The 25,653-nt window shown below is 53.2% G+C and carries 25 protein-coding genes; 21 read left to right on the top strand and 4 right to left on the bottom strand.

The window, feature by feature from the left end; translation table 11 throughout:
* The first annotated feature begins 14 nt into the window (after positions 1 to 14).
* The 3 genes from C173_RS06840 to C173_RS06830 all read left to right on the top strand — a co-directional run bounded on the left by C173_RS06840 (position 15) and on the right by C173_RS06830 (position 4,402).
* Positions 15 to 1,754: a family 10 glycosylhydrolase gene (locus tag C173_RS06840; RefSeq protein WP_081751051.1), complete on the top strand. Its 1,740-nt coding sequence runs from the start codon at positions 15 to 17 to the stop codon at positions 1,752 to 1,754.
* Positions 1,755 to 1,766: 12 nt separating this feature from the next.
* Positions 1,767 to 3,488 (top strand): protein O-GlcNAcase, encoded by a 1,722-nt coding sequence (locus C173_RS06835; protein WP_051477873.1) that lies wholly within the window; start codon positions 1,767 to 1,769, stop codon positions 3,486 to 3,488.
* 254 nt (positions 3,489 to 3,742) lie between these two features.
* A complete protein-coding gene (locus C173_RS06830; protein ID WP_235191808.1) occupies positions 3,743 to 4,402 on the top strand; it encodes a SagB/ThcOx family dehydrogenase in 660 nt (219 codons plus the stop codon).
* A gap of 7 nt (positions 4,403 to 4,409) precedes the next feature.
* Here the strand turns inward: C173_RS06830 and C173_RS06825 are convergent, their stop codons facing one another.
* Complete coding sequence (locus C173_RS06825; RefSeq protein WP_036723501.1) at positions 4,410 to 4,940, bottom strand: NAD(P)H-dependent oxidoreductase; 531 nt, start codon at positions 4,938 to 4,940, stop codon at positions 4,410 to 4,412.
* A gap of 186 nt (positions 4,941 to 5,126) precedes the next feature.
* On the opposite strand from C173_RS06825, the gene C173_RS06820 reads away from it, so the two are divergent.
* The 3 genes from C173_RS06820 to C173_RS06810 are packed head-to-tail and all read left to right on the top strand — an operon-like array spanning position 5,127 to position 6,854.
* On the top strand, positions 5,127 to 5,483 hold the full coding sequence (locus C173_RS06820) for a winged helix-turn-helix transcriptional regulator (RefSeq protein WP_036723500.1): 357 nt from the start codon (positions 5,127 to 5,129) through the stop codon (positions 5,481 to 5,483).
* Between the two features lie 59 nt (positions 5,484 to 5,542).
* The gene (locus tag C173_RS06815) at positions 5,543 to 5,965 is read left to right on the top strand and encodes a MarR family winged helix-turn-helix transcriptional regulator (protein WP_036723521.1); all 423 of its coding nucleotides are present in this window, start codon (positions 5,543 to 5,545) and stop codon (positions 5,963 to 5,965) included.
* 52 nt (positions 5,966 to 6,017) lie between these two features.
* On the top strand, positions 6,018 to 6,854 hold the full coding sequence (locus C173_RS06810) for an alpha/beta hydrolase family protein (RefSeq protein ID WP_036723498.1): 837 nt from the start codon (positions 6,018 to 6,020) through the stop codon (positions 6,852 to 6,854).
* Positions 6,855 to 6,962: 108 nt separating this feature from the next.
* Here the strand turns inward: C173_RS06810 and C173_RS06805 are convergent, their stop codons facing one another.
* On the bottom strand, positions 6,963 to 7,148 hold the full coding sequence (locus tag C173_RS06805) for a hypothetical protein (RefSeq protein WP_036723496.1): 186 nt from the start codon (positions 7,146 to 7,148) through the stop codon (positions 6,963 to 6,965).
* Positions 7,149 to 7,399: 251 nt separating this feature from the next.
* Positions 7,400 to 7,861: a hypothetical protein gene (locus tag C173_RS06800; RefSeq protein ID WP_036723494.1), complete on the bottom strand. Its 462-nt coding sequence runs from the start codon at positions 7,859 to 7,861 to the stop codon at positions 7,400 to 7,402.
* 255 nt (positions 7,862 to 8,116) lie between these two features.
* Between C173_RS06800 and C173_RS06795 the strand changes: the two genes are divergently transcribed.
* The 3 genes from C173_RS06795 to C173_RS06785 are packed head-to-tail and all read left to right on the top strand — an operon-like array spanning position 8,117 to position 10,624.
* Positions 8,117 to 9,115, top strand: a complete 999-nt coding sequence (locus C173_RS06795) for an ABC transporter substrate-binding protein (RefSeq protein ID WP_036723493.1) — start codon at positions 8,117 to 8,119, stop codon at positions 9,113 to 9,115.
* Positions 9,096 to 9,878, top strand: a complete 783-nt coding sequence (locus C173_RS06790; RefSeq protein ID WP_036723491.1) for an ABC transporter ATP-binding protein — start codon at positions 9,096 to 9,098, stop codon at positions 9,876 to 9,878. The genes C173_RS06795 and C173_RS06790 overlap by 20 nt, the downstream gene beginning before the upstream one ends.
* Entirely contained in the window at positions 9,872 to 10,624 is a 753-nt protein-coding gene (locus C173_RS06785) for an ABC transporter permease (RefSeq protein WP_036723490.1), read from the top strand. Before C173_RS06790 ends, C173_RS06785 begins: the two co-directional genes overlap by 7 nt.
* Before the next feature lie 510 nt (positions 10,625 to 11,134).
* Here the strand turns inward: C173_RS06785 and C173_RS06780 are convergent.
* Positions 11,135 to 11,962 (bottom strand): TerC family protein, encoded by an 828-nt coding sequence (locus C173_RS06780; protein ID WP_036723488.1) that lies wholly within the window; start codon positions 11,960 to 11,962, stop codon positions 11,135 to 11,137.
* Between the two features lie 570 nt (positions 11,963 to 12,532).
* Between C173_RS06780 and nifB the strand changes: the two genes are divergently transcribed.
* The 12 genes from nifB to C173_RS34170 form a co-directional block, all read left to right on the top strand.
* Positions 12,533 to 13,900 (top strand): nitrogenase cofactor biosynthesis protein NifB, encoded by a 1,368-nt coding sequence (nifB, locus tag C173_RS06775; protein WP_036723487.1) that lies wholly within the window; start codon positions 12,533 to 12,535, stop codon positions 13,898 to 13,900.
* Positions 13,901 to 13,906: 6 nt separating this feature from the next.
* The gene (gene nifH / locus C173_RS06770; RefSeq protein WP_036723486.1) at positions 13,907 to 14,773 is read left to right on the top strand and encodes a nitrogenase iron protein; all 867 of its coding nucleotides are present in this window, start codon (positions 13,907 to 13,909) and stop codon (positions 14,771 to 14,773) included.
* Positions 14,774 to 15,034: 261 nt separating this feature from the next.
* On the top strand, positions 15,035 to 16,492 hold the full coding sequence (gene nifD / locus C173_RS06765; protein ID WP_036723484.1) for a nitrogenase molybdenum-iron protein alpha chain: 1,458 nt from the start codon (positions 15,035 to 15,037) through the stop codon (positions 16,490 to 16,492).
* The gene (gene nifK / locus C173_RS06760; protein ID WP_036723481.1) at positions 16,489 to 18,048 is read left to right on the top strand and encodes a nitrogenase molybdenum-iron protein subunit beta; all 1,560 of its coding nucleotides are present in this window, start codon (positions 16,489 to 16,491) and stop codon (positions 18,046 to 18,048) included. Before nifD ends, nifK begins: the two co-directional genes overlap by 4 nt.
* Positions 18,049 to 18,136: 88 nt before the next feature.
* Positions 18,137 to 19,501 carry a nitrogenase iron-molybdenum cofactor biosynthesis protein NifE gene (nifE, locus tag C173_RS06755; RefSeq protein ID WP_036723480.1) on the top strand — a complete coding sequence of 455 codons (1,365 nt, stop codon included), beginning with the start codon at positions 18,137 to 18,139 and terminating at the stop codon, positions 19,499 to 19,501.
* Positions 19,491 to 20,819, top strand: coding sequence for a nitrogenase iron-molybdenum cofactor biosynthesis protein NifN (gene nifN / locus C173_RS06750; RefSeq protein ID WP_036723479.1), 1,329 nt, complete (start codon positions 19,491 to 19,493; stop codon positions 20,817 to 20,819). Before nifE ends, nifN begins: the two co-directional genes overlap by 11 nt.
* On the top strand, positions 20,794 to 21,204 hold the full coding sequence (nifX, locus tag C173_RS06745) for a nitrogen fixation protein NifX (RefSeq protein WP_036723478.1): 411 nt from the start codon (positions 20,794 to 20,796) through the stop codon (positions 21,202 to 21,204). The genes nifN and nifX overlap by 26 nt, the downstream gene beginning before the upstream one ends.
* Entirely contained in the window at positions 21,188 to 21,754 is a 567-nt protein-coding gene (locus C173_RS06740; RefSeq protein ID WP_036723476.1) for a DUF269 domain-containing protein, read from the top strand. The genes nifX and C173_RS06740 overlap by 17 nt, the downstream gene beginning before the upstream one ends.
* A 35-nt stretch (positions 21,755 to 21,789) precedes the next feature.
* Positions 21,790 to 22,542 (top strand): HesA/MoeB/ThiF family protein, encoded by a 753-nt coding sequence (locus C173_RS06735; protein WP_036723475.1) that lies wholly within the window; start codon positions 21,790 to 21,792, stop codon positions 22,540 to 22,542.
* Positions 22,539 to 23,681: a homocitrate synthase/isopropylmalate synthase family protein gene (locus C173_RS06730; protein ID WP_036723473.1), complete on the top strand. Its 1,143-nt coding sequence runs from the start codon at positions 22,539 to 22,541 to the stop codon at positions 23,679 to 23,681. The genes C173_RS06735 and C173_RS06730 overlap by 4 nt, the downstream gene beginning before the upstream one ends.
* 396 nt (positions 23,682 to 24,077) lie before the next feature.
* Positions 24,078 to 24,848 (top strand): Cof-type HAD-IIB family hydrolase, encoded by a 771-nt coding sequence (locus tag C173_RS06720; RefSeq protein ID WP_036723470.1) that lies wholly within the window; start codon positions 24,078 to 24,080, stop codon positions 24,846 to 24,848.
* Between the two features lie 377 nt (positions 24,849 to 25,225).
* The coding region (locus C173_RS34170) for a hypothetical protein (RefSeq protein WP_036723468.1) at positions 25,226 to 25,653 on the top strand (428 nt) is incomplete at its 3' end.

Genomic DNA, 25,653 nt, shown 5'->3' with positions numbered 1-25,653 from the left:
GCGGAGGCGAGATTATGACATTTGCATTGAGATCGAGGTTCATGGCAGTGTTAGGCATTGTGTTGGTTTCTTCGGTAGCGGGGGGTTCCCTTCCCCTTCCGGCACAAGCCGAGGAGCAGAGCAATCCTCCTTTTGAGACGGAAGTGATTGTAAGGACCGTGAACCAGTTCAAGAACATGACGGATGTCCAGAATTTCATCGCGCTGTCCACCAGCTACGGGGTCGATGTCATCAGCATGAATGTGAAGCAGGATGAAGATGATGAGGTTCCGTCCGGCAGTGTATTTTATCAGAGTGATATCGCCCCTATTGCCCAGGGCTACCAGAATTTCGATGCCCTGCAGGCTGTCATTACGGCAGCTCATGCCGCAGGCATCAAGGTTCATGCCTGGATTCCCCAGTTCCATGATCAGCAGGCTTTCCTGGCTCATGATGAATGGCAGATGCAGTCGCTGGTGAACGGGGTTCAGACTCCATTTACAGGCTCTAACGGCAACGAATACTTCGTCAATCCGATTCACCATGAAGTTCAGCAGTATGAACGTTCTATTATTCAGGAAGTGATCGGGAATTATGATGTGGACGGTGTTGTACTGGACTGGATCCGCTTCGACAATTACAACATGGATGTCAGTGATTATACGGTTGCCAAGTATCAGGCGCAGTTCGGGTATTCGCCGCTCAGCATTGACTTCGATACGGATTCGCCGCAGCGCCAGCAGTGGAATGAATGGAGAACCGAACAGATCGGACAGTATGTAGGCGATATCCGTGAGGATATTTCCGAATCCGCGAATCCGGATGTGCAGCTCGGTGTATATATTCTGCCGCCGGAATTTACCGAGGTTGGACAGAATGTAGCCAAGTTCAAGGATGAGATCGACTTTGTCGCACCGATGGCGTACTTCGATGACTGGGAATTCAACAGTGATTGGGTATACAGCACCTCCTACGGTATCCTGAAGGATACCAGTGACGCGATTAGCGGCAGTGATGTGGACATCGTAGCTACCCTGGATAATGACTGGACCGATGATCAATATCAGGAGGTCTACAAAGGTATCCGCGAGAATTATCCGGACGTGAAGCGACTGTCGTTCTTCGCCTATGGAGCCTGGCCGGAGGATGAGCTGGCGAATATCCATGAACGTGAGACCTGGCCGACGCCGGGCTGGACGGCTCCGGTAGAGCAAGATTATCCGGCCCAGCTGCCTGCAGTATGGAAGGCGCGGAATATCGGTTCCATGCCGGGGAACGCCACCTACAATTCTTCCAATAAGCAATTTACACTCAGCAGCAGCTCTACGGATATTTGGGGCAATGGAGATCAGCTGAATTATATCTATCAGCCCGTGAGCGGCAATGCGGAGATTGTGGTTAAGGTGCAGTCCACCAGCTGGCTGGACGGCTGGGCCAAGGCCGGCATTATGATCCGGGAGTCCCTGAGCCATAATTCCAAGCACGCGGATATGATGCTTACCCCATCGAATGGGGCCACCTTCCAGTATCGTTCAGAAACTGCGGGAACTATGGCCGATCATACGGCAACTGCCTCAGCTCCGAAATGGCTGAAGCTGACAAGAACCGGCAATACGTTCAAAGGGTCGATTTCGGCAAATGGGAGCAGCTGGCAGACGGTCGGAACCATTCAGATCCCGATGAAAAGCAAGGTGTATATCGGGATTGCCCTTAGCAATCCCGGGAATGACTCGCGGAACAAGGCTGTGTTTGGAAATGTGAAGGTTACGGATTAAGGAGGTATGCATATGACGATGCCGTTAAGGGAACGGCAGTATTACTTTCGGGACTATTACGATCAGGGTGAAGAGTTGGTGGTGGAAGGGCAGCAGTTGAGAATCGAGCTGACTTCAAAGTTCTCCATGATCCAGAAGTGGGAGTGGCCGCTTGCCGCCGAAGGCCCGATTGTGATCCTTGAGCCGTCTGGAGAAAATGAGGAAGCACCCGAACCTGGCAATATCAAGCTGGAGTTGGAATACGAGGGATCGCTTAAGGCGGATGGCTATCTGTTGGATATCCGTAAGGACGGCACAGTTACCATAGCTGCCTCCAATAAGAGGGGACTAAGGTATGGACTAGATGCTCTGCACTGGCTGCTGAGCCTAGATGAAGGCAAGTGCCGCTTGCCTGTGGCGACCATTCACGATGAGCCCTCTTTTCCGGTCCGCGGCATTATTGAAGGCTTCTACGGCACGCCGTGGAGCTGGGAGGACCGGATGGATGCTGTGCGTTATCTGGCGGCTCACCGGATGAATACCTTCATGCATGCTCCCAAGGATGATCCCTATCACCGCGAGCTATGGCGTGAGCCTTATCCTGAGGCGATCTTTGAGCAGATTCGTGAGCTGAAGCAGGAGTGCGATGCGCAGCTGGTGGACTTCTATTATTGCATTAGTCCGGGGAATGATCTGCAGTTTCGCAGTGAAGACGATTTTGCCAGTCTGGAAGCGAAGCTGGGGGGAATGATCGTCATGGGGGTGCGGCATTTCGTCCTGCTGATGGACGACATCGACTACGCCTTGTCAGGGGAGAACCTTCATTACCTTGAGCGCTCCGGACTGGCACACGCTTATGTGGCCAACCGTGTCTACGACTATTTAAGCCGTCAATTGCAGAAGGTTATGCTGGTGATGTGCCCCTCTGAGTACTGGTCCTCCTGGGATACCGAATATAAGCGGGATATCCGCGAGAAGCTGCATACGGATATCAAGATATTCTGGACCGGATCTGCCGTTTTTGCCCGGCAGGTCGGGAGCAGACCGGCACAGGAGAATTACAGCCATTACGGGCATGAGCTGTGGCTGTGGGACAACATACCTGTCAATGATGCCGACTTTGACCGGTTGTTTCTGGACCCGGTCCGCGGGCGTTATTCCCGGCTTGGCCAGACCGGACATCAGGCCGTGGTAGCGAATCCGATGGTGCAGTGGGAATGCTCCAAGATTACACTGAACACCATGGCCCACTATATGTGGAACAGTGAGCGTTATATGCCTGAGCTATCCTGGGAGCTGTCGGTCCGCGAATTTGCCGGAGAGCTGGCAGACGACATGATGTTCTTCTGCCGCCAGAATCTCAATAGCCAGCTCTATAGCGGTGGATATGAGGAATTGAAAGAGGCTGTGCAGAGCAGAGATATACGCTGGCTTGACGCGTATTTCGACCGACTGGAGAGCGTCTCCTACCGGTTGCTTGAAATGGAGAATTCCAAGTTCCAGACAGAAGCAGAACCCTGGCTGCAAAGAGCCCTGGCGGATGTAGAGCTGTGGAGAGCCTTGCGGCAGAAGATTGCCGGAACGGCTAAACCCGGGGCCGGCGAAGAATTGCGCAGGCGGGCCGAAGCTTGCCGGGCCTTTAAGGTCCGGCTGGGGAGTGATCCCGCCTGGATGGCAGCCGAGGCCTGGGGACTTGCTGCCAGGGAAGGCAAGAAGGGATACCGGCTGATTTTGGAGGATGAGGTGGTAATCTAAGCGCTTATTGATCCTGATTAATGCATAGTACCGTACAAAAATCAAACGTAATGCTGGAGATATTGCCGCCATACTCCAATGACAATACGTGTAAGCCTTCCTTTTCCCTTCGGGGTGAGGGGAGGTTTTTTGTTTGCCAAAATCACGGAAGAGTGAGTTAGATCACCATCTGAATTTTATCAAATGATAAATTATTTCATGAATTCAAGCAGATCAAAACAGACAAGATTAAGGGCATTGCACAGCCACCGATTGTGAAGTCATTTCATGCGGAATCACAAATTATTGATCTGCCAAAGGTTAGTAGAGACGTAGTGAGTAAAGAGAGTATATTTGACTGTATAGAGCAGAGAAGAAGTACACGCTTCTATTCGGCCGACACGCTAAGTCTGGAGGAGCTGTCCTATTTATTGTGGGCCACCCAGGGGATTACTGGAATGAACAAGAACGGGCTTACGCTGCGGACTGTACCCTGCAGTGGCGCGACACACACCTTTGAGACCTACTTGATGATTATGCGGCTAGAAGGCATCCGGCAGGGGATTTACAGATACCTTTCTGTGGAGCATCAGCTCTTGTTTATGTTTGAATTGGATGAGCTGGAGCAGAAGATTGATGCCATTACGCTGGATCAGCCGTTCGTCCCTAACTTTGCACGCAAGGCTTCTGTGCTGTTCGCCTGGAGTACCACACCGTACCGTTCTGAATGGAAGTATGATATTTCAGCCCACAAAAAAATCCTCATCGATGTTGGACATGTCTGCCAGAATCTGTACCTAGCCAGTGAATCGATCGGAGCAGGCGCCTGCGCTATCGGGATCTATGACCAGAAGCTGATTGACGAGATTTTGGCGCTGGACGGAGATGAAGAGTTTGTGATCTATCTTGGCGCAGTGGGGAAGAAGCGGGAATAGCGGAATATTACCGGTTCCGAAGGGTATACTCCAGATAATCCACGGCACTCTGATTAATTTCATCGTCACTCGCCTGGAAGGAAGCGCCGAACACGGCGAAGTAAGGCAAGGCGATTGCTCCAACATGGATGGCACTGGCGTGGAACGGGGCGATGAGCTCATCTACAGTAAAAGAAACAGAGCCGGCCGGCTGGTAGTTTTCCTTTTTATCGCCGATGGTCATAGCTATGCCCAGCTTCTTACCCTTCAGCTTGTTTCCGCTTGAGCCGTAAGCCCAGCCGTGAGTGAACACATCGTCCAGCCATTTTTTCAGCAGCGGGGGGTAGCTATACCAGTATAAGGGGAATTGGAAAATAATCAGGTCATGCGCCTCCAATAAACGCTGCTCCCGCGGAACATCGATGCTCCAGTCCGGGTACTCCTTGTAGAGCTCGTGGACCGTAACGTCCTCCGGATGCAGCAGCAGCTCTTGTCTCCATCTCCGGTTCACTCTTGAAGCCTCTATATCGGGGTGTGCCAGGATGATCAGGGTTGTCATTAGGGATCACCTTTCCGGGGTATAATTTGTGTTGTGCAGCTGCTTCTATTATTTTGCAAGTTCCTGAAAATGTAAATACACACAATAAAGTAACAAGGTTACCTCAAGGTGTGCACTAGACTTTGCCGGATATTGTGGCATGCTAAGAGAAGCAGTGTTCAAATTAGGGCAAAGGAGGTACCGGGGATGAAGCAATATCATTTAGGGATCGAGGCAACACTTGAGATTATCGGCGGGAAATGGAAGTCGCTGATCATATGTATACTGATGTCGGGGACCAAGAGGACCAGTGAACTCCAGCGCAGTATTCCAGGCATCTCGCAAAAGGTTCTGATTCAGCAGCTTCGTGAGCTGGAACGGGACGGGATCATCGGCAGAGTGGTCTACAGCCAAATGCCGCCCAAAGTGGAATATCACATCACCGAGTATGGAGTCACAGCCAATGAAATCATTGACCTGATGTGCTCCTGGGGCAGAACCAATATAGCGATCCGGCAGCAGCGGGGTGAGGAAGTCATGCTACTTGATAAGGACGCTGAATAGGAGCAGAACTGATGTACTAATCTATTGACATTAGTTTGATATCAAACTATAATTCCTTTATGGAAACCAGAGATGCTATTTCACTTATATCCAAGATCCGCGAGAAGGTTAACCGCTTCATCGTTCAAGAGATGGCGAAGCAGGGAGTAGACGGCATTGCCACCTCACACGGAGATATTCTTTATGCGCTGCTGTCTAAGCACAGACTCACCATGGCTGAGATCTCGGCACATATTCATAAGGACAAATCTACGGTTACAGCACTTGTGGATAAGCTGGTCCGGCTGGGACTTGTTAAGAAGGAGAGGGATCAGGAGGACACACGGTACGTATACGTTACTCTAACCGGGAAGGGGAAGGCGCTGGAGCCGGTATTTGAATCGGTCTCTTCTGCTATGCTGAAGCAGTTCTACCGCGATATCACGGAAGAGGAGCAGACAATTTTGCTGGCGATTTTAATAAAAATCAATCATAATTTCTAAAAACTTGGTGTTATAGTTTGATATAAAACTAATTATAGAGAGGACATTATTAATGAGAGACTACACTGATGAATTACCGCCGCATACAGAGAAATATGTCGGTGAGCATGATCTCTACCTGGAGATTTATAAGGGAGAGGAGACGCGGGAAGGCCAAAAACAGGAAGATAGGGTACCCCTGCTGTTTGTGCATGGTGCGTATACCGGAAGCTGGATGTGGAGCAAGTACCTTCCCCATTTCATCCGTGAAGGCTGGACCTGTTATGTGATGAATCTGAGAAGTCATTACCGGAGCCGGGTGCTGGATATGACACAGATTACCTTTGAAGATTATCTGGAGGATATCCATGAGATAGTGCAGTTAATTCAGGCTGAATGCGGAGCTGCTCCTGTCCTGATCGGGTTCAGTATGGGCGGGATCCTCAGTCAGAAGGTGGCGGAGACAGCCGGGCTGTCCGGGCTTGTACTGATGGATTCAAGTATATGCAGAGAGGTACATGAGGAGGTCCCTTATACGGATATCGTTAAGACAGTACCGGGTAACGTAGTACTCGCACCGGTCCGCGAAGAGGAGATCAGCCTGGATGAGACGGCAGAAGACATAGCGTTTCAGCGAAAATACCTGACGATGGAGTCCGCCAAGGCGTTTCGAACCTTTTCTTATCATTTCGGGGCAGCAGGGGTATCCGTAGACAGCGGGTTCATTACTTGCCCTTGTCTGGTGATCCATGCCATTAACAGTGATGAGGATGAGCGTCGGGGCAGAGCTAATGCAGCGTATTTCCGCGCAGCCTACACAGGTCTTTGGAACACCACCCATACCGGCCTTCTCGTAGGACAGCGCTATCAGGAAGCGGCACAGACGATCCTGCGGTGGTTAGCAAGATAATGAATCAAGTGCAACAAATAAAAGGCCGCCTGAACCGGGATGCTCCCGTTCCTTAGCGGCCTTAACCTAATAGGTGAAGGGTGTTCTATATATACATCTAACTGTAAATTAGTGAAATTTGACAGTCTTGATGCGCGATTCCTGCTCGTAAGTTAGCGGGCTTGGCGTTGGCGGAGTGTGCAGATGGCGGTGTGCGCTGTATTCCATTCTCCGGTAATCCTCTTCTCCGGAAGCCATCCCCGGCTGCCACATCCCGGTTACCCAATTCTTCAGTTCCTTAATTCCTGCCAGCATTGCATTCATCCTCCTTGGCGATGAAATACGGTAATGAACCTCTGGTACATCTCTTTTGGTTACGCTTTCATTATAGCATACATAATCCAAAAAGCAATGAAATGTCCGCCTGATAAAGACAAATAAATAAGGAATAATGTTGTGATAACTGGGTTTGTATTTGTATAAGAGAACAATGTCCTCGTGAGATGGACTATATGCAGGCAACAAAAAAGCGGCAGCCGGGAGGGCGGTCGCTTCGGGGCGGGATGTTATGCGGAAGCAGCTAAACGTTTCAATTCAGCTTCCTGATCTATAGAACGCCGGGCCAGTATATCCAGCGTTGCGTCATGTCCTCGCAGGCTTCGGTCGATCCGCTCCAGAGAATCCCGGCCAGCAACGACTTCAGTATTCACTTCGGACACCGCCTGTTGAATAAGCGGGATTAGCTTTGTATCTTCCTTGATGCTTTCGATATCATCCTTGATGGTAACGATGTCGGTCTTGATGTTTTCAATTTCATTCTTGATGTTTTCAATTTCATCCTTGATGATAACCAACTCGCCAACAATTTCAGACTTGAATGTAGCGAATTCTGACTGAAGATTTTTAACATCGGATTTGATGCCTGCAATTTCGGTCTTAATTCCTGCAATTTCAGATTTCATTCCGTTAATTTCGGACTTTACTCCTTGCAGCTCGGCAAGAATCTGCTGGAGAATTACATCGCTCATAGGGCACAGCTCCTTAGGTAGGGTTGGAATAGGACTGCTGCTTGAAGGGGGGATACCTGAGGAATAGGTACAGGTCATTATAGCATATTTGCGTCATTATTGGGTGCTGCTGTAAAAAGAATTCCATGAACATATTGGACATTAGAAGACTGATACTTAAATTTATAAATATACAAAATAGGACAATGGGTGTACTATGTATGTGAATAAATTCGCATGAAGCGTAACCGATAAGAGATGGGGGAATCAAGATTCATGAAGACAAGAAACTGGAAACACCTTATGAAGCTAGTCGTGCTGACTGCTGCTGTCAGTGTAGTAGCTGCCGGATGCGGTAGCGCAAATCAGGCAGGAAATGCCAAAGATACTAATACAGGAGCTGCTACAGCTGTACCTGCTGAGGCCGTTACGATATCGCTGGGACTGCTGCCATCCATCGATGCAATTCCATTTATTATTGCCCATGAGCAGGGATTTGATCAGAAGCATCATGTGAACCTGGATATCCAGACCTTCAAGAGCGCGAAGGATCGTGATGTGGCTTTTCAGGCGGGTAAGGTAGATGGCCTCAGTGCGGATCTGGTGGCAATCTCGATCTATAATGAAGCAGGACTCGATGTCAAAATCACCAGCACGACCACAGGTGAATTCGACCTGCTGACCGGAAATGATGAAGTGAAAGAGGTAAAGGATCTGAAGGGGAAGACCGTCATCCTGTCCAAGAATACCTCAACCCAGTATACCGTTGCCATGATGCTGAAGCAGGCAGGCCTGACGGAAGCCGATATTACTGTAACGGAAGTGCCGCAGATTCCAACGCGTCTGGAGCTGCTTAAGAATCATAAGGCGGATGCGGCTGTTTTGCCGGAGCCTTTTGTCACCATGGGCCGTACTGCCGGTCTGCGCGTTCTCAGCTCCACCCATAGTGCGGGGATCAATCCGTTTGTGCTGGCTTTTCCACAGAGTGCCATTGATGCCAAGGGTCAGGGAATCCGCGATATGTACGCCGCTTATGATGAGGCTGTCGATTATATGAAGACGCATGACCAATCGGAATATATCGACCTGATTATTAAGGAAGTGGGCTATCCCGATACGCTGAAGAATGAGATTAAGGTGCCGGAGTATCTGCCTGCGAACCAGGTGGATGTGAAGGAAGTGGAGGCTGCTTTTGCCTGGGCCCGTGAAAAAGGACTGTTGACCAAAACGCTATCGGCTGAAGATGTGATCTCCGATGTCCAGTTTAAAAAATAGCGGTCTCCGCATTAATCAGCTCCATGTAGCTTATCAGAACGGGCAGCTGGCCCTGGGGGAAATGAACCTGACCCTGCCGGAGCACGGGATTTATACGGTGATCGGTCCCTCGGGCAGCGGCAAATCCACGCTGCTGCGGGCGATTGCCGGACTGCTGCCCGGTTACGAAGGCGAACTGCTCTTCAATGGCAGATCTGTCCATGACAAGGACACGCTGATCGGGCTCGTGCCGCAGAATTATGGTCTGCTGCCCTGGAAGACGGTCCGTGACAACATTCGGATTGCGATGCGGATCGCCCGTCCGGGCGGGGCAGGCCGGGGTAGGCGGGAGCAGGACCGGCAAATTATGCACTGGCTTGAATCCATGGGAATCGCCCAGCTCGCCGGCCGGTTTCCGCTCTCACTGAGCGGCGGTCAGCAGCAGCGGGTGGCCATTGCCCGCGCCTTTGCCATACTGCCGACGCTTCTGCTGCTGGATGAGCCGTTCTCGGCGCTGGATGCCATTACGCGGGAAGGGCTGCAGCAGATTTTTATCGACAACTGGCAGGCGCATCCGGCGACCACGCTGTTCGTGACCCACGATGTGGAGGAGGCGATTCTCTTGGGACAGAAGATTATCATCATGCTGCCGGGCCAGCAGGAGCCGCCGGAGATTCTCGATAACGCTGCTGTATTTGCCATGAAGCATTCCCAGAAGCGGGAGAGCGATGAATACTTCGAGCAGACGAAGAGAATCCGAAAGGTAATGATGGAAAAATGGTAAAACGACGGCATTTTATTCACCTGCTGCGCCTGCTGCTTGTTTTTGCCGGAATGAATGCGCTCTGGTATGTCGCTTATCTGCTGATGAATCACGCGATTCTGCCCAGCCCCGGCGCGGTCTATAAGGCAATGTTTCAGCTCGGGGCCCATGATGTGGTGCTGAATGTAGGCTACAGCCTGATGCGGATTACGGAAGGTGTGCTGCTGGCTCTGCTGCTGGGGCTGCTGGCCGGTCTGCTAATGGGCCGCTCTCCTTTCTGGAACCGGATATTGGACCCGGTCGTCTATCTGACCTATCCGATTCCCAAAATTGCGCTGCTGCCGGTGGTTATGCTCTTCTTCGGTCTCGGAGAAACCTCCAAGGTGCTGATGATTATGCTGATCCTGCTGTTTCAGGTCATTATCTCGGTACGCGATGGTGTGAAGGCTATTCCTGAGAGTACTTATGATGTCCTGACGAGTATTGGTGCCAGCACGATGCAGAAATTCTGGAATGTGACGCTTCCCGGCGCTTTATCGGTGATCCTCAGTACGATTCGCATTTCGCTGGGTACAGCGATTTCCGTACTCTTTTTCACCGAAATCTACGGCACGGAGCATGGCATGGGCTTCTTTATCATGGATGCCTGGCTGCGGCTGGACTACCCTGAGATGTATGCCGGAATTATGCTGTTCAGTCTGGTGGGATTCGTGCTGTTCCTGCTGGTGGATGTGCTGGATTACAGATTCATGAAGTGGCGGAGATAGTGTTTGAGTGGGAGCAACGTGAGCGCTTGGGTGGACGCTGCGCGAACGGACCGTTGTTCCAATCGCTGTGGTCTCCAGATTTTTTTTATTCCCCTATGTGGTGAAAATCCGGAGACCAAGGCGACCGCTGCCGCTTCTACACAATCGTTCCGTCCTCTCCGCTGTTTAAGCGGTATACAATACATCTAAGTTTCAAAAACTCAAAAAGAAATCGCCCTTTTGGTAAGATGGAAGATCGACCATCCATCCCAAAGGGGCGATTTCTTTTTTATGGACTATATAAGACGCACTAAAGAATTAACAAAAAGCAAAAAGAAACGGAGGGGAAATTTGGAACTGTAGGAGCGGAAGCGACCGCCTTTGTATTTGGATTTCTACCGCGAGCAGCGGTTTCAATCAGGAAATTCAAATACAATAGCGGCCGGAAGTCCAAATGTTCACCGCAGCGACGACCAAGCTTTGAGTTCTAATCTTAAGGGCATCTTATAGAGCTTTTCTTTCTAATATAGATTATTTACCGAGCTGCTTATCGACTTCCTTGACAGGATTCTCAGAGGCATTCTCTTCGGTCTTGACACTGCTCATGAACCAGCCTGTAGCTGCAATGATGATCAGAACTACATAGAAGGTCAGTTTCCACCAGGTGCTGTGTGCGAAGTCTTCGGACAATACACCCAGAGCAGGATGGGCCAGCGTGATGACTGCGAGCTTAACCCCTACCCAGCCGACGATGAAGAAGGCAGCAACCTCAAGACCCGGACGGGTGTGAAGCAGCTTAACGAAGAAGGAAGCAGCGAACCGCATAATCACGAGGCCAATGAAGCCGCCCGCGAAGATTACAAGGAACTGTCCGCCGTCGAGGCCGCCGATGTTGCGGATACCACTTGCCGGAAGAGCAACGGCCAGGGCTACGGCTGCGAGGATGGAGTCTACGGCAAAGGCAATATCTGCTACCTCGACCTTAAGTACGGTGAACCAGAAGCTGGCTTTCTTCTTATTTACAGCTCCAGGGCTTCCGCTTTCAGCGGCGTCTTCCGTGACCGGCTTAGCGAATAACACTTTTCGGAAGATGTGATTCCCCGCGATAAATAACAGATATAGCGCACCGATGGCTTGTACCTGCCAGATGTCTACCAGATAGGAGATGACGAACAGCGATCCGAACCGGAACACAAACGCTCCAGCCAATCCGTAGAACAATGCCTTCTTACGTTCCTCATCAGGAAGATGCTTAACCATAATTGCGAGTACAAGTGCGTTGTCTGCGGCAAGCAGCCCTTCCAGTGCTACGAGAACGAGCAATACCCATCCGTACTCTAATAATAATCCCCAATCCATTGCTGTTTCCTCCTCAAGTGGGTTTAGCTGCTTTTTTGAGAAACTAACGGTGATACCATTAGTTTAACCAAAAATATATATAAAAAAGACCTTTACCAAACAGATTAGCCTTTGGAATAAAGGTAACCTGGTTGGTAAAGGTCTCGCTAACAATAATCTATTGCCGATAAAACCGGAGAATATCCTCATATTCTCGTATTGACGATTTTATCTAACAGCTACTCCCCTTTACGGGATTATATGAAATTTTAGGTGATTCGTTTCTGGCTAAAAGTATCATATCCGAGTTAAGAGGTGTTGTCAATGTTTTTGTGAGAACAACTATCAATAGAAATGACAGGCCTGAAAACGGAAACATGATAAGTATGAGTCATGTAAGTTGACATATCATATGGCGAAACTGCAAACAAAAGGAAATAAAGGGCAAAACGAACGTTGGACTAATTGACGATCCCCGGTAATGAAAATATGATGAAACTAATTAAAGCGGCCAAGTGAAATTAATGTTAGATAAAATAACATTAACCAAAACAAAGGCTATTTGAACCATAAACTTTTAGGAGGTGGGAAATGATGCAGCCGTCATGTCTATCAAGTGAAGCGGAAGAGGAGATTAGCCGCCACCCTTGCTACAGCGAGGAGGCCCACCGGTTCTATGCCCGGATGCACATCCCGGTTGCTCCCGCCTGTAACATCCAGTGCAATTACTGTAACCGCAAGTTCGACTGTGTGAATGAGAGCAGGCCGGGCGTGGTCAGTGAGGTGCTTACTCCGGAGCAGGCGGAACGCAAGGTGCGGGGAGTTGCCGCTGGGCTGATGCAGCTCTCGGTAGTGGGTGTAGCCGGGCCTGGAGATCCGCTCGCGAACCCGGAGCAGACCTTCGATACCTTCGCCCGGGTCAGGAAGCATGTGCCTGATGTCTCCCTCTGTCTCAGCACTAACGGACTCACGCTGTACCGGCATGTGGATGAGATTATGGAGCTGGGCATCCGCCATGTCACGATCACCATCAACGCCATTGACCCTGAGGTCGGCCAGGCGATTTATCCCTGGGTGTTCGATGAAGGCGTACGGTACGAAGGCAGAGAGGCAGCCGAGCTGCTGATCCGCCGTCAATTACTGGGACTTGAGATGCTGGCGAAGCTGGGGATTCTGGTCAAAGTGAATTCCATTATGATTCCGGGGGTTAACGATCATCATCTGACTGCAGTGTCAGCGCGGGTAAAAGAGCTCGGGGCCACGCTGCACAATGTAACACCGCTCATTATCGCACCGGGCAGCCAGTATGAAGCGGATGGCCGCAAGGCACCCCGTCCAAAGGAATTGCTTAATTTGCAGGAGCAGCTGGGCCGCGGGGGAATGAAGGTTATGCGCCATTGCCGGCAATGCCGGGCCGATGCGATCGGGCTGCTGGGCCAGGACCGCAATCCCGATTTTCCGCTGGAAGCGATGGAAGCCGAGCCGGTCATTAATGAAGCCGCCCGGGCGATGTTCCAGCGTGAGCTGGACACCAAGATCCGCGAGCGCGTCTTGGCCAGACAGGCCAGACGCATTCAGGCCGGCGGGCCGAAGACACGGGTCGCGGTTGCCACCAGAGGCGGCGACAAAGTGAATCAGCATTTCGGTCATGCCACTGAGTTCCTGGTCTACGACACCGACGGAACGGATGTACAGCTCCTGGGTGTCCGCAAGATCCAAGCCTATTGCCATGGCAAGGCCGATTGTAACGGTGACAAAGCAGCTACGCTGCAAGAAATTATATCAATTCTAAGTGACTGCCGTATTCTTCTCTGCTCCGGCATCGGCGAGGCCCCAAGGGCCAGCCTGAACGCAATCGGTGTCCTGCCTCTTGTCCGCAAAGGCGGCATTCAGGAAGCCATTCTCGAAAGCGTGAAGTACAGCTCTTATTTTGAAAAACTAAACATTTCGAAGGGATGATGAACAATGAGACAAATCGCGTTCTACGGTAAAGGCGGTATCGGTAAATCGACAACTTCACAAAACACCCTGGCTCAGCTGGCAACCAAATTCAAACAAAGAGTCATGATCGTAGGCTGCGACCCGAAGGCGGATTCCACCCGTCTGATCCTGAATACCAAAGCCCAGAACTCCGTGCTGGAGCTGGCGGCTGAGCTTGGCTCCGTAGAGGACCTGGAGCTTGAGGATGTGCTGCAGACAGGCTTCGGCGACATTATCAATGTAGAGTGCGGCGGACCGGAACCGGGGGTAGGCTGCGCAGGACGCGGGATTATCACTGCAATCAACTTCCTGGAGCAGGAGGGCGCCTATCAGGATCTGGATTTCGTCTCCTATGACGTACTGGGTGACGTGGTATGCGGCGGATTCGCCATGCCGATCCGTGAGGGCAAGGCCCAGGAGATCTATATCGTCTGCTCCGGCGAGATGATGGCGATGTACGCAGCGAACAATATCGCCCGAGGTATCCTGAAATATGCCACTAGCGGCGGCGTAAGACTCGGCGGCCTGATCTGCAACAGCCGGAATACAGACCGTGAGGATGAGCTGATCATGGAGCTGGCCCGCCGCCTGAATACACAGATGATTCACTTTGTTCCCCGCGACAACATCGTTCAGCATGCCGAGCTGCGCAGAATGACCGTAGCCCAATATAATCCTGAGCACCAGCAGGCGAAAGAATATGAAATATTGGCCGAGAAAATCCTCAATAACAAAATGCTGACGATCCCTACCCCAATCTCAATGGAAGAGCTGGAAGAGCTGCTGATGGAATTCGGCATCATTGAAGATGAAGAAGCTGCGATCAAGAAGCTGGCGGCTTCCGGGCAATAAGGCTTACTAAAGAACTTAACAAAAAGCGTAAAGAAGCGGAGGGGAAATTTGGAACTGGAGGAGCGGTAGCGTCCGCCTGAAAGCTTTCCGCAGGAAAGCTCGCTTCGGAAGCATATGCAGTCTCCGGATGTTATCCGCTAAGCGGAATAATAAAAAACATCTGGAGACAACAGCGGCTGGAAGTCCGAATGTTCACCGCAGTGACGACCACGCTTTAAGTTCAACTCATAGGTAAGCCATTAAGAAAAGGAGGGTCAAACCATGGGACTCAATATTGAAGAGAATCAGAAGCTGGTTGAAGAGATTCTGGAAGCCTATCCCAAAAAGGCGCGGAAGGACCGTGAGAAGCATTTTCAGGTGGCGGATGAAAAGGCCATTGATTGCAGCACCTGTGCGGTAAAGTCCAATATCAAATCCCGTCCGGGTGTCATGACCCCGCGCGGCTGCGCCTATGCCGGCTCCAAAGGGGTGGTCTGGGGTCCGATCAAGGATATGGTCCATATCAGTCACGGGCCGGTGGGCTGCGGACAGTATAGCTGGGGCTCACGCCGTAACTTTGCGAATGGGACGCTTGGCATCGATAACTTTACGGCGATGCAGATTACCAGTGATTTTCAGGAGACGGATATTGTGTTCGGCGGGGATAAGAAGCTGGCCGTCATTATGCGTGAGATTACCGAGATGTTCCCGCTGGCTAAGGGGATCTCTGTCCAGTCGGAATGTCCGGTCGGCCTGATCGGTGATGATATCGAAGCGGTGTCGAAGAAGATGTCCAAGGAGCTGGAAATGCCGGTTGTTCCGGTACGCTGCGAAGGCTTCCGCGGAGTCAGCCAGTCGCTGGGCCATCATATTGCGAACGATGCGATCCGTGACTTCGTGATGGGCCGTGCCGAGCTGGCGGAGACCGGTCCCTACGATGTGAATATCATCGGCGACTATAACATTGGCGGCGACGCCTGGGCCTCCCGTATCCTCCTGGAAGAGATGGGCCTGCGCGTTATTGCCCAGTGGTCCGGTGACGGCTCTCTGAACGAGCTGGAGGTAGCCCACAAGGCGAAGCTGAACCTGATCCACTGCCATCGCTCCATGAACTATATGGTAGACCATATGGAGAAAACCTACGGTATCCCTTATCTGGAATACAATTTCTTCGGGCCTACGAAGACGTATGAGAGCCTGCGGGCGATTGCAGCCTTGTTCGATGAGACAATTCAAGAGAATTGCGAGCAGATGATTGCCAGATACAAGCCGGTCATGGATGCAGTGATCCGCAAATACAGACCTCGTCTGGAAAATAAGACCGTCATGCTGATGATCGGGGGCCTGCGTTCCCGCCATACCATCGGTGCTTATGAAGATCTGGGGATGGATATCGTAGCCTCCGGTTATGAATTCGCCCATAAGGATGACTATGAGAAGATGCTCCCGATGCTTGCCGAGGGAACCATTGTCATGGATGATCCTACAGCTTATGAGCTGGAAGAGCTCACGAAGAAGATGAACATTGATCTGGTGGGCTCAGGCGTGAAGGAGAAATATGTCTATCACAAGATGGGCGTGCCGTTCCGTCAGATGCATTCCTGGGATTACAGCGGCCCGTATCACGGCTTCGACGGCTTTAAGGTGTTCGCTAAGGATATGGATATGACCGTGAACAGCCCGGTATGGGATCTGGTGAGCAGACAAGGAACAATGGAGCCGAAGGAGGCGGGCGTATGAGCAGGGATGAACTGAACATTAAAGATAATACCAGCTTGTTCAAGGAAGAGCGTTATGTGCAGCAGCGGGAGAACAAGAAGCAGTTCGAAGCGCCCTGCAGCGAGCAGGAGACCGCCGAAGCACTCGCGTACTCCAAGTCCGCCGAATATATGGAGAAGAATTTCAACCGCCAGAATGTGGTGATCAATCCGCATAAAGCGTGCCAGCCGCTGGGTTCGGTCATGGCCGCGCTCGGATTCGAGAAGACACTGCCGTTCGTACACGGGTCGCAGGGCTGTAACGCCTACTTCCGCAGCCATCTCAGCCGCCACTTCAAGGAGCCTACGCCGTCCGTGTCCACGTCCATGACAGAGGATGCCGCTGTATTCGGCGGGATGAATAACCTGATTGACGGTCTAGAGAACAGTGTCGCCTTGTACAAACCGGAGATGGTTGCGATCTGTACCACCTGTATGGCTGAGGTCATCGGGGATGACCTGAACTCTTTTATCGGCAATGCCCGCATTAAAGGGGTGATCAGTGAGGAATATCCGGTAGCCTACTGCAACACGCCGAGCTTCGTCGGCTCACATATCACTGGCTACGACGCCATGATCAAGGGCATCCTCAGCTACCTCTATACCCGTTCGGGTATAGAGAGTAAGCCGGGAAGCGGCGCGGAGAGCGGAGAGAAGCTGAATGTGATGCTGGGCTTTGAGCCATACACCGGGAACTTCGCGGAGCTGCGCAAGATTCTGGGAGCCTTCGATACCAAGTACACCATACTTGGAGACCACAGCGGGAACTACGATTCACCGGCAACCGGAGAGTATGAATACTACTACGGCGGCACGAAGCTTGCGGATGTTCCGCAGGCAGCCAATGCGCTTGCCACCCTGTCCCTGCAAAAGTATACACTGAAAAAGACCCAGGAATATATCAGCGGTACCTGGAACCAGCAGCTGGCAGCGTTATCCACGCCGCTGGGCATTAAGGGCACAGATACGCTGCTGGATACGATCAGCGAACTGACCGGTCTCCCGATTCCAGCAATACTCACGGAAGAACGCGGCCGTGTCGTGGATGCGCTGATGGACAGTCACCCTTACCTGCATGGCAAGCGGGTAGCGCTGGTAGGCGACCCGGACCTGCTCATCGGCCTGATCGGGTTCTGCCTGGAGACCGGGATGGAGCCGGTGCACATTATCTGCTCGAACGGTGATGTGGATTTCAATGAAGTGAAGTTCAAGGACGAAGCTGAATCGCTGCTAGCAGCAAGCCCGTATGGCACCGAAGCTACTGTGCATGTCGGCAAAGACCTGTGGCATATGCGCTCGCTGCTGCTGAATGACAAGGTGGATCTGGCGATTGGCAGCTCCCATCTGAAGTTTGCCGCCAAGGATGCGGAGGTGCCGCTGGTGCGGGTCGGCTTCCCGATCTTCGACCGCCATCATATGCACCGTTATCCGATTATCGGGTATCAGGGAACACTCAACCTGCTCAGCCTGATCGTGAACACGATTTTGCAGCAGCTTGATGATCATAACTCCGGCTTTAATTTTGAGCTGGTGCGCTAGAGCCGTTTGTCTTTAGCCATTAATAAGATAGAAGTGCGCAAGATTCGTGTGGAACACAAGCCTCTTAAGCGAAGGAGATGAAGAGCCGATGGACCCTTTACGGCAAGATGATTTTGATTCCCAGGCTTGCGGGAGTATAGCGCCTAAGGCGAAGCCCTGTCCAAGGCCCAAGCCGGGCGAAGCTGCTGGAGGCTGCTCCTTCGACGGAGCCCAGATCACGCTGCTGCCGATTATGGATGCTGCGCATCTGGTTCACGGACCGATTGCCTGCGCCGGAAACAGCTGGGAGAGCAGAGGCGCGTTATCCAGCGGCCCCTCCCTGTCCCAATACGGCTTCGCTACGGATCTTACGGATTCTGATATTATTTTTGGCGGCGAGAAGAAATTGAAGGACAGCATTGATTATATTGCCGGGCGCTTTGCGCCTCCGGCAATATTTGTATATTCAACCTGCGTGACCGCGCTGATCGGCGAAGATATGGATGCGGTCTGCAAGGAGGCGGGGGACCGGATCGGGATTCCTGTTATCCCGGTGAACAGCCCTGGCTTTGTCGGCAGCAAGAATCTCGGGAACCGGCTGGCGGGGGATGCGCTGCTGCAGTATGTCATCGGGACGGGAGAGCCGGACCCGGAGACGGCCCTGGGGGTCAACCTGATCGGGGAGTACAATATTGCCGGTGAGATGTGGGATATTGAGAAGCTGATGAACAGCGCCGGGATCGCCGTAACCTCGCGGATTACAGGGGATGCCCGCTATAAAGAAATTACGTGGGCACACCGGGCGAGAGTGAATATGGTGGTCTGCAGCCGGGCGCTGCTGGGCCTTGCCAAGGAGATGGAGGCGAGATACGGTATCCCGTATTTCGAAGGCTCGTTCTATGGTGCGAAGGAGACGACCTATTCGCTGCGCCAGATGGCCTATCTGATGAATGACCGGGAGATGGAGCGGCGTGTGGATCGCCTCACCGAGCGGGAGGAAGCCCGGCTCGGCCAGGAGCTGCGGCCTTACCGCAAGCTGCTGAGGGGGAAGCGGGCTGTACTCTATACGGGGGGCGTCAAAAGCTGGTCCGTCATCTCGGCCCTGAAGGAGCTGGGCGTTCAGGTCGTCGGCGTAGGGACGAACAAAAGCACGGAGGATGATGTGCGGCGGATTGCCGACCGTGTGGGTGATGATACAGAATACATTCCCGAGGGCGGGGCCAGCCGGATTATTAAGACGGTAAGAGAGCGCAAGGCGGATATTATGATTGCCGGCGGCCGCAATATGTATGTGGCGATGAAAGAGCAGATTCCCTTCATTGATATTAATCAGGAGCGCCACAAAGCGTATGCCGGATATGAAGGGCTGCTGCGACTGGCCAAAGAGCTGACCTATTCACTTGCGAACCCGATCTGGAAGCTGGCAGCAAGCCCCGCTCCCTGGGATAAGGAGGCACCGCCCTATGACCGTTAACCGGAGAAAAAAGCCCGCATCTGTCAACCCGATGAAGATCGGGCAGTCGCTGGGTGCCGTACTGGCCTTGCAGGGCTGTTACCGGGCCATGCCGCTGATTCACGGCTCCCAGGGCTGCTCCGCTTTTCCGAAGGCGCTCCTGACCCGGCATTTCCGGGAACCGATAGCCGTTCAGACCTCGGCGCTGCAGGAGATGGATGTCATCTTCGATGCCAACCGCAATCTGGAGGAGGCGCTGAATCTGGTGCTGAGCAAGCACCGCCCGGATATCATCGGCATCATTGGGACGGAATTGACCGATGTAGCCGGTGTGGATTATCAGAACATGCTTAAGACGTATAAAAGAGAGCGGAATATGCGGGGTGGTCTCGCCTTCTCCGTGGTACTGCCTGATTTTCGCGGATCGCTGGAATCGGGCTTCAGCTCTACGGTGGAGTCTATGATTGACGAGATGATCCAGCAGGCAGGACACCGGGGGCAAAGAAGTGTAAATACCCGGCAGATTACCCTGCTGCCGGGCTCGTTCTTAACCCCGGCCGATGTGATGGAGCTGAAGGAGATCATCTCCTCCTTCGGCTTCGAGGTGATTGCGCTGCCGGATATCTCGACCTCCTTGTCCGGCCATCTGCTGACCGGGTTCTCGCCGCTGACGCGCGGCGGGGTTCCGCTGGACTCTATGCTTCAGAGCCTGCAGTCCGGTCTGACGATTGCGGTCGGCGGCAGCATGGAGCGTCCGGCCAGACGGCTGCACAATGCGATAGGGACCCCGTATAAGGTATTCGAAGGGGCAATGGGGCTTAAAGCAACCGATGAACTGCTGCACTTCCTGCATCAGATCAGCGGGGAGCCGGTGCCGCTCCGGTATTGCTGGCAGCGGGAGAATCTGCTCGACAGCATGCTGGACGCCCATTTTCAATTTGCCGGAATGTCGGTTGTTGCCGCATTGGAACCGGATCATCTGCATTCGGTCTCGGGGTGGCTGGAGGAGCTGGGCGTAGAGCAGAAGGCGCTGATCACTTCGTTCGAGACCCCACTTATTGCCGGAATGGAGCGCGAGGTGTGGGTGGGCGATCTGGATGATGCCGAGGTGCTGGGTAAGGGAGCAGATCTCTGGATCAGCAATTCCCACGGGATCGCCGGGGCGCAGCGGACCGGAGCGGCCTTCATGCCGGCCGGGTTCCCGGTCTGGAATGAGCTTGGCGCCTACATGTCCGTCTCGGTGGGGTACCGGGGAGCGATGGAATGGAGCAATAAGGCAGGTAATCTGTTAATGCAAAGGGAGGCAGAACACCGTGAAAGTAGCGTTCGCCACAGATGATGGAAGCCGTGTGAATGCGCATTTCGGACAGAGTCCGATGTTCGCTGTATATAATGTAACGAAAGCCGGAGCCGAACTGGTGGAGCTGCGCAGATTGTCTGCCGTACAGCACCAGGATGAAGCAGGAAAAATCGAAAGCCGCCTGGATTCCGTAGGCGACTGCACCTTGATCTTCATCATGCAGATCGGCGCATCGGCCGCTGCACGGGTAACCCGCCGGAAAATCATGCCGGTGAAGGTGGCGTTCGGCAGCCCTATCGAGGAGCAGCTGAAGCGGCTGGTCGAGATGCTTCAGGGCAAGCCGCCGATGTGGCTGGCCAAGGTGCTGCGGGCGGAGGAAGCGGAAGAGAATGAAGGAGGAGAAGCGGATGGAACCCATGGCTAATGAGAGTGCGGCGCTGCAGGGTACAGTGATTCCAGGAGCTGCGGCGGCGAGACTGCGCAGCCCCAGAGCGCGCAAGGAGCTGAATCCGGAGACCGCAGATGCCCTGATCCGGCGTCTGTGTCATCTTCTGGATGCCGGAGATTTCTTTGGACGTAACAGCAGCCTTCCTCCGCTGGAGAAGATCGCGAAGCTGTTCCTGGCGTCTGCCGGGGATAAGGATCAATCGGAATTCAATTGCGCGGTGTCGCCCAAGGTCCGCCAGCAGGTGCCGCTGCTGTTCCAGGCCATGGCAGGTGTCATGGAGGAGAGAACCGGCCTTATGATCCAGAGCACGGCGGAGATTAACGGCGAGGGCTTCGGACGGGGGCTGCTCTACAGCGGCAGAGTCATTGTGGTGCTTAAGAGCCTGCGGGCCGGCTTCCCCTTCCCGTTCACTTCGGCTGAGAAGACGATTTCGTACGGGGTGGAGTGCATTGAAGAAGGAATGGCCTTTCTGGAGAAATATAAGGAGCTGACTTCAGCGCACGGCCTGCTTAGCCTGGAGGGCTAGGGAGTATATGAATTCAGTCACAGGGGGAGTCAGGGATGGAGCAGCTTGCCGGAGGGTTGGAGCTGGAACGGTACACCCGGCAGCTGAAGCTGGTCGGGGAAGACGGGCAGAAGGCGCTGAAGGAAGCGACGGTTATGGTCGCCGGAATCGGCGGGCTTGGCGGAACGGCTGCCCTCTATTTGGCGGCGGCTGGAGTAGGCCGGCTTATTTTGGCCCATGAGGGGGTCATTGTAGCCCCTGACCTGAACCGGCAGATTCTGATGGACAGCGGGCATCTGGGTCAGGAGCGGATGAGTACGGCGGTTGCCCGGCTGAAGCAGCTGAATCCGCATGTAGAGATTGAAGGCTATAATTCCAGAATTGAATATCCTGCGGCGTGGCCTTGGGTGGAAGCAGCCGATCTTGTGATCGATGCCCGCTACGACTTCCCGGAGCGTTATGCGCTGAACCGGCTATGTGTCGATACGAATACACCTATGGTGGAAGCGGCCATGTATGGCTTTGAAATATCGCTTACTACGGTGATTCCCGGACTTACGCCCTGCCTCGAATGCCTGTATCCGGAGTTGCCGCCGCAGTGGGAGCCGCTCGGCTTCCCGGTTCTGGGCGCAACCTCCGGGATTGCCGGTTGTCTGGCAGCGCTGGAAGCCGTAAAATGGATTACAGGGGTAGGGACAACTTACGCGGGCGTAATGCATCGCTTCAGCTCACTCGACTTCGCCTGTTATAGCGTCCGTATTGCCCGTAATCCGAATTGCGCTTGCTGCGGAGAGGGAGGTAAACCGTGAAACGTCTCAAGCTATGTGACACGACACTCAGGGATGGTGAACAGGCGGCTGGAGTATCATTCACGAGGGCGGAAAAGCTGGAAATCGCAAAGTTGCTGTCGGAGAGCGGAGTAGAGCAGGCAGAGGTAGGCATTCCTGCCATGGGCAAGCGGGAGCAGGAGGATATTGCCGCTGTTGCTGAGCTGGGATTACCCATGAAGCTAATGACATGGAACCGCTCGGTGCCAGGGGATATTGACAAGGCCAAGGCTACCGGCGTGAACTGGAGCCATATCTCCATCCCGGTGTCGGAGATTCAGCTGCAGGGCAAGCTGGGGCTGACGCCCCGGGAAGGTCTGAACAAGCTGCTGCGTACCGTGGAGTACGGGCTGCGGCAGGGCATGACCGTATCGGCAGGCATGGAGGATTCCTCAAGGGCGGATATGAGCTTCCTGATTGAAGTGGTGAATACCTTATACAAGGAAGGCATCCGCCGGTTCCGGTATGCAGATACTGTCTCGGCCCATCATCCGGGCCAGATGGCAGAGCGGGTAAGCCGGCTGCTGGGAGAAGTGCCTGAGGATGTGGAGCTGGAGGTACACTGCCACAATGACTTCGGGCTGGCCTGTGCGAACACGCTCAGCGGAATAGCTGCCGGAGCGGTGTGGGCCAGTACCACGGTGGCCGGGATCGGCGAGAGGACCGGCAATGCGGCCATGGAGGAAGTAGCCATGGCCTGGCGCTATTTGTACGGCGGGGAATGCGCGGTCCGGCTGGAGGGGCTCCAGGGCCTCGCCGACAAGGTAATCGCCGCGTCCGGCCGCAGTGTCGGCGATGCGAAGCCGGTCGTGGGACAGCTCGCCTTCACCCATGAATCCGGGATTCATGTGGACGGGCTTATGAAGGAGCAGGAGACGTATCAGTTCTTCGATCCGGCGGTGGTCGGCCGCGCGCACCGCTATGTGCTGGGCAAGCATTCCGGCAGCGGCGGCGTGGCCCATGTGCTGGAGCAGCAGGGACTTGCGGTCAGCGCCGAGACGGCCGGCCGTCTGCTGGAGAAGGTCCGTGCCTACGCGGAGGCCCGCAAGGGCACTGTGCCGGAAGTCATGCTGCTGCAGTGGCTGATGGAAGAGCAGCAGCGCGCGCAGAATGCGGTATAGGCAACGCACTAAAGAATTTAACAAAAAGCAAAAAGAAGCGGAGGGGAAATTTGGAACTGTAGGAGCGATAGCGACCGCCTTTGTGTTTGGATTTCTACCACGAGGAGTGGTTGCAATTAGGAAATCCAAAATACAACAGCGGCCGGAAGTCCAAATGTTCACCGCAGTGACGACCAAGCTTTGAGTTCTACTCTAAGTGCGTTTTATATATGCTGATGCTTAAGCTGGGCTGTCCTCCATGTGGAGTGCGGCGCAGCTTTTTTTGGAATACAACGGCTGATGATATCCGGGGCTTGCAGGCCGGGGGGAGAATAGACTCTACTTTGACGGAGGATTTTGTTACAATTTGAGCAGGCTGTAAATAGGCAGAGCGTATGGAGAAGGGAAGGCATCACTTTGAAGAAAACGATTTTTTTCGATATTGACGGTACGATCTATGATGAAGACAAGAATATTCCGGCTTCCACCAGAGAAGCGATAGCGGAGCTGAAGAGACGCGGGCACCATGTAGCAATTGCTACCGGAAGAGCGGATTATATGTTCGAGGGGCTGCGCGGGGAGCTGAGAATTGACTCATATGTCTCGCTGAACGGGCAGTATGTAGTCTATGAAGGGAAGCCGGTGTACAAGAACCCGATTGCGACCAGCGTGCTGGAGGAGCTGACCTTGTTCGCGGAGAAGCTGGATCACCCTGTTGCGTATACGGATACGGCGGGTATGAGAGTGAATGTGGCCGATCATGAGTACATCAATACGAGCGTTGGTTCGCTGAAGCTGGTATTTCCGACGCATGACGCCGGATATTTCCTGAAGAATGACATTTACCAGGCGATGATCTTCTGTCCGCAGGAGAGTCAGCAGATCTATGCCGAGCGGTACCCGGAGCTGAATTTCATCCGCTGGCACCCGCTGTGTATGGATGTGCTGCCCGGCAACGGCTCCAAAGCGAACGGGATCGCGGAGATGCTGAAGGTGATCGGGGTGAAGAAGGAAGAGGTCTATGCTTTTGGCGATGGCCTGAATGATGTGGAGATGCTGGGGTATGTCGGGTATGGCATTGCCATGGGCAACGGCGAGAAGGCAGCGAAGGCGGCCGCCTCCTTCATTACGAAATCTGTCCGCGAGGACGGGATCTATGAAGGCTTGAAGATGGTCGGGCTGCTGTAAATAGGAGCACTCGGTTGCTATGGTCTCACTTCATTGAACTCTTGAGGGGATATTCTTACTCCCGGATTTAGCATGGTGCTTTACTGGAAGAGTATTCGATTGCAGTTTATGCAATGGAATACTCTTTTTTTGCATTGCAATCAAATATGATCAACGGGGCAATGAAAGCTTTTTGTCCGGCAATAGTATATGTTTTTGGTGGACGGGTGGTGAGCGGGTATGAGAACAAATTCCGGCCTGACGGGGTGAAGTGAGCTAGTCCATCCTGTACAATTAACCACTTTTCCATAAAATAATTATTTGCCTACAGGATGAATGTCCATGCCCTTTCTGGGTGAACGGAGTAGGATACATAGAGTCTATAGGAGGTGTCGAATATGGGTCGTACGGAACATAAGAAGAAAAAGCGGAGCTGCACAGAGGAGCTTATGGGATGCCCTTTGCCGAGAGCGAAACGTCCCGTGAGAAAACGGAAGGACAACAATTGCAGCTGCAAGAAAAATATTATCGTCAAAAAGCAAATTGTCCGCGTTAATATTCCATTAGGTGCTTTGGGTGCAGCCGGAGCAGCAGGAGCCTTGAATGCGGCTGGAGCTGTAGAAGCACTGGGAACAGCTGGAGCAGCCGGAGCAGCAGGAGCGCTGGGAGCCGCCGGAGCAGCAGGTGCGCTCGGAGCCGCAGGAGCGGCCGGTGCGCTTGGGGCGGTTGGAGCAGCGGGAGCAGCGGGTGCACTTGGAGCCGCGGGAGCGGCTGGTGCGCTCGGAGCCGCAGGCGTAGGCGGAGCCGCAGGAGCAGGCGGGGCAGC

The organism is Paenibacillus sp. FSL R7-277 (assembly GCF_000517965.1).
GTDB classification, from domain to species: Bacteria; Bacillota; Bacilli; order Paenibacillales; family Paenibacillaceae; genus Paenibacillus_AQ; species Paenibacillus_AQ silagei.
Note: the sequence above shows the minus strand (reverse complement) of the source record. Positions and strands in the feature narration are given on the sequence as shown.

Coding starts and splice junctions, on each gene's coding strand:
- C173_RS06840 (WP_081751051.1), top strand. CDS start 15: ATGACATTTGCATTGAGATCGAGGTTCATGGCAGTGTTAGGCATTGTG.
- C173_RS06835 (WP_051477873.1), top strand. CDS start 1,767: ATGACGATGCCGTTAAGGGAACGGCAGTATTACTTTCGGGACTATTAC.
- C173_RS06825 (WP_036723501.1), bottom strand. CDS start 4,940: ATGACAACCCTGATCATCCTGGCACACCCCGATATAGAGGCTTCAAGA.
- C173_RS06820 (WP_036723500.1), top strand. CDS start 5,127: ATGAAGCAATATCATTTAGGGATCGAGGCAACACTTGAGATTATCGGC.
- C173_RS06815 (WP_036723521.1), top strand. CDS start 5,543: ATGGAAACCAGAGATGCTATTTCACTTATATCCAAGATCCGCGAGAAG.
- C173_RS06810 (WP_036723498.1), top strand. CDS start 6,018: ATGAGAGACTACACTGATGAATTACCGCCGCATACAGAGAAATATGTC.
- C173_RS06805 (WP_036723496.1), bottom strand. CDS start 7,148: ATGCTGGCAGGAATTAAGGAACTGAAGAATTGGGTAACCGGGATGTGG.
- C173_RS06800 (WP_036723494.1), bottom strand. CDS start 7,861: ATGAGCGATGTAATTCTCCAGCAGATTCTTGCCGAGCTGCAAGGAGTA.
- C173_RS06795 (WP_036723493.1), top strand. CDS start 8,117: ATGAAGACAAGAAACTGGAAACACCTTATGAAGCTAGTCGTGCTGACT.
- C173_RS06790 (WP_036723491.1), top strand. CDS start 9,096: ATGTCCAGTTTAAAAAATAGCGGTCTCCGCATTAATCAGCTCCATGTA.
- C173_RS06785 (WP_036723490.1), top strand. CDS start 9,872: ATGGTAAAACGACGGCATTTTATTCACCTGCTGCGCCTGCTGCTTGTT.
- C173_RS06780 (WP_036723488.1), bottom strand. CDS start 11,962: ATGGATTGGGGATTATTATTAGAGTACGGATGGGTATTGCTCGTTCTC.
- nifB (WP_036723487.1), top strand. CDS start 12,533: ATGATGCAGCCGTCATGTCTATCAAGTGAAGCGGAAGAGGAGATTAGC.
- nifH (WP_036723486.1), top strand. CDS start 13,907: ATGAGACAAATCGCGTTCTACGGTAAAGGCGGTATCGGTAAATCGACA.
- nifD (WP_036723484.1), top strand. CDS start 15,035: ATGGGACTCAATATTGAAGAGAATCAGAAGCTGGTTGAAGAGATTCTG.
- nifK (WP_036723481.1), top strand. CDS start 16,489: ATGAGCAGGGATGAACTGAACATTAAAGATAATACCAGCTTGTTCAAG.
- nifE (WP_036723480.1), top strand. CDS start 18,137: ATGGACCCTTTACGGCAAGATGATTTTGATTCCCAGGCTTGCGGGAGT.
- nifN (WP_036723479.1), top strand. CDS start 19,491: ATGACCGTTAACCGGAGAAAAAAGCCCGCATCTGTCAACCCGATGAAG.
- C173_RS06740 (WP_036723476.1), top strand. CDS start 21,188: ATGGAACCCATGGCTAATGAGAGTGCGGCGCTGCAGGGTACAGTGATT.
- C173_RS06735 (WP_036723475.1), top strand. CDS start 21,790: ATGGAGCAGCTTGCCGGAGGGTTGGAGCTGGAACGGTACACCCGGCAG.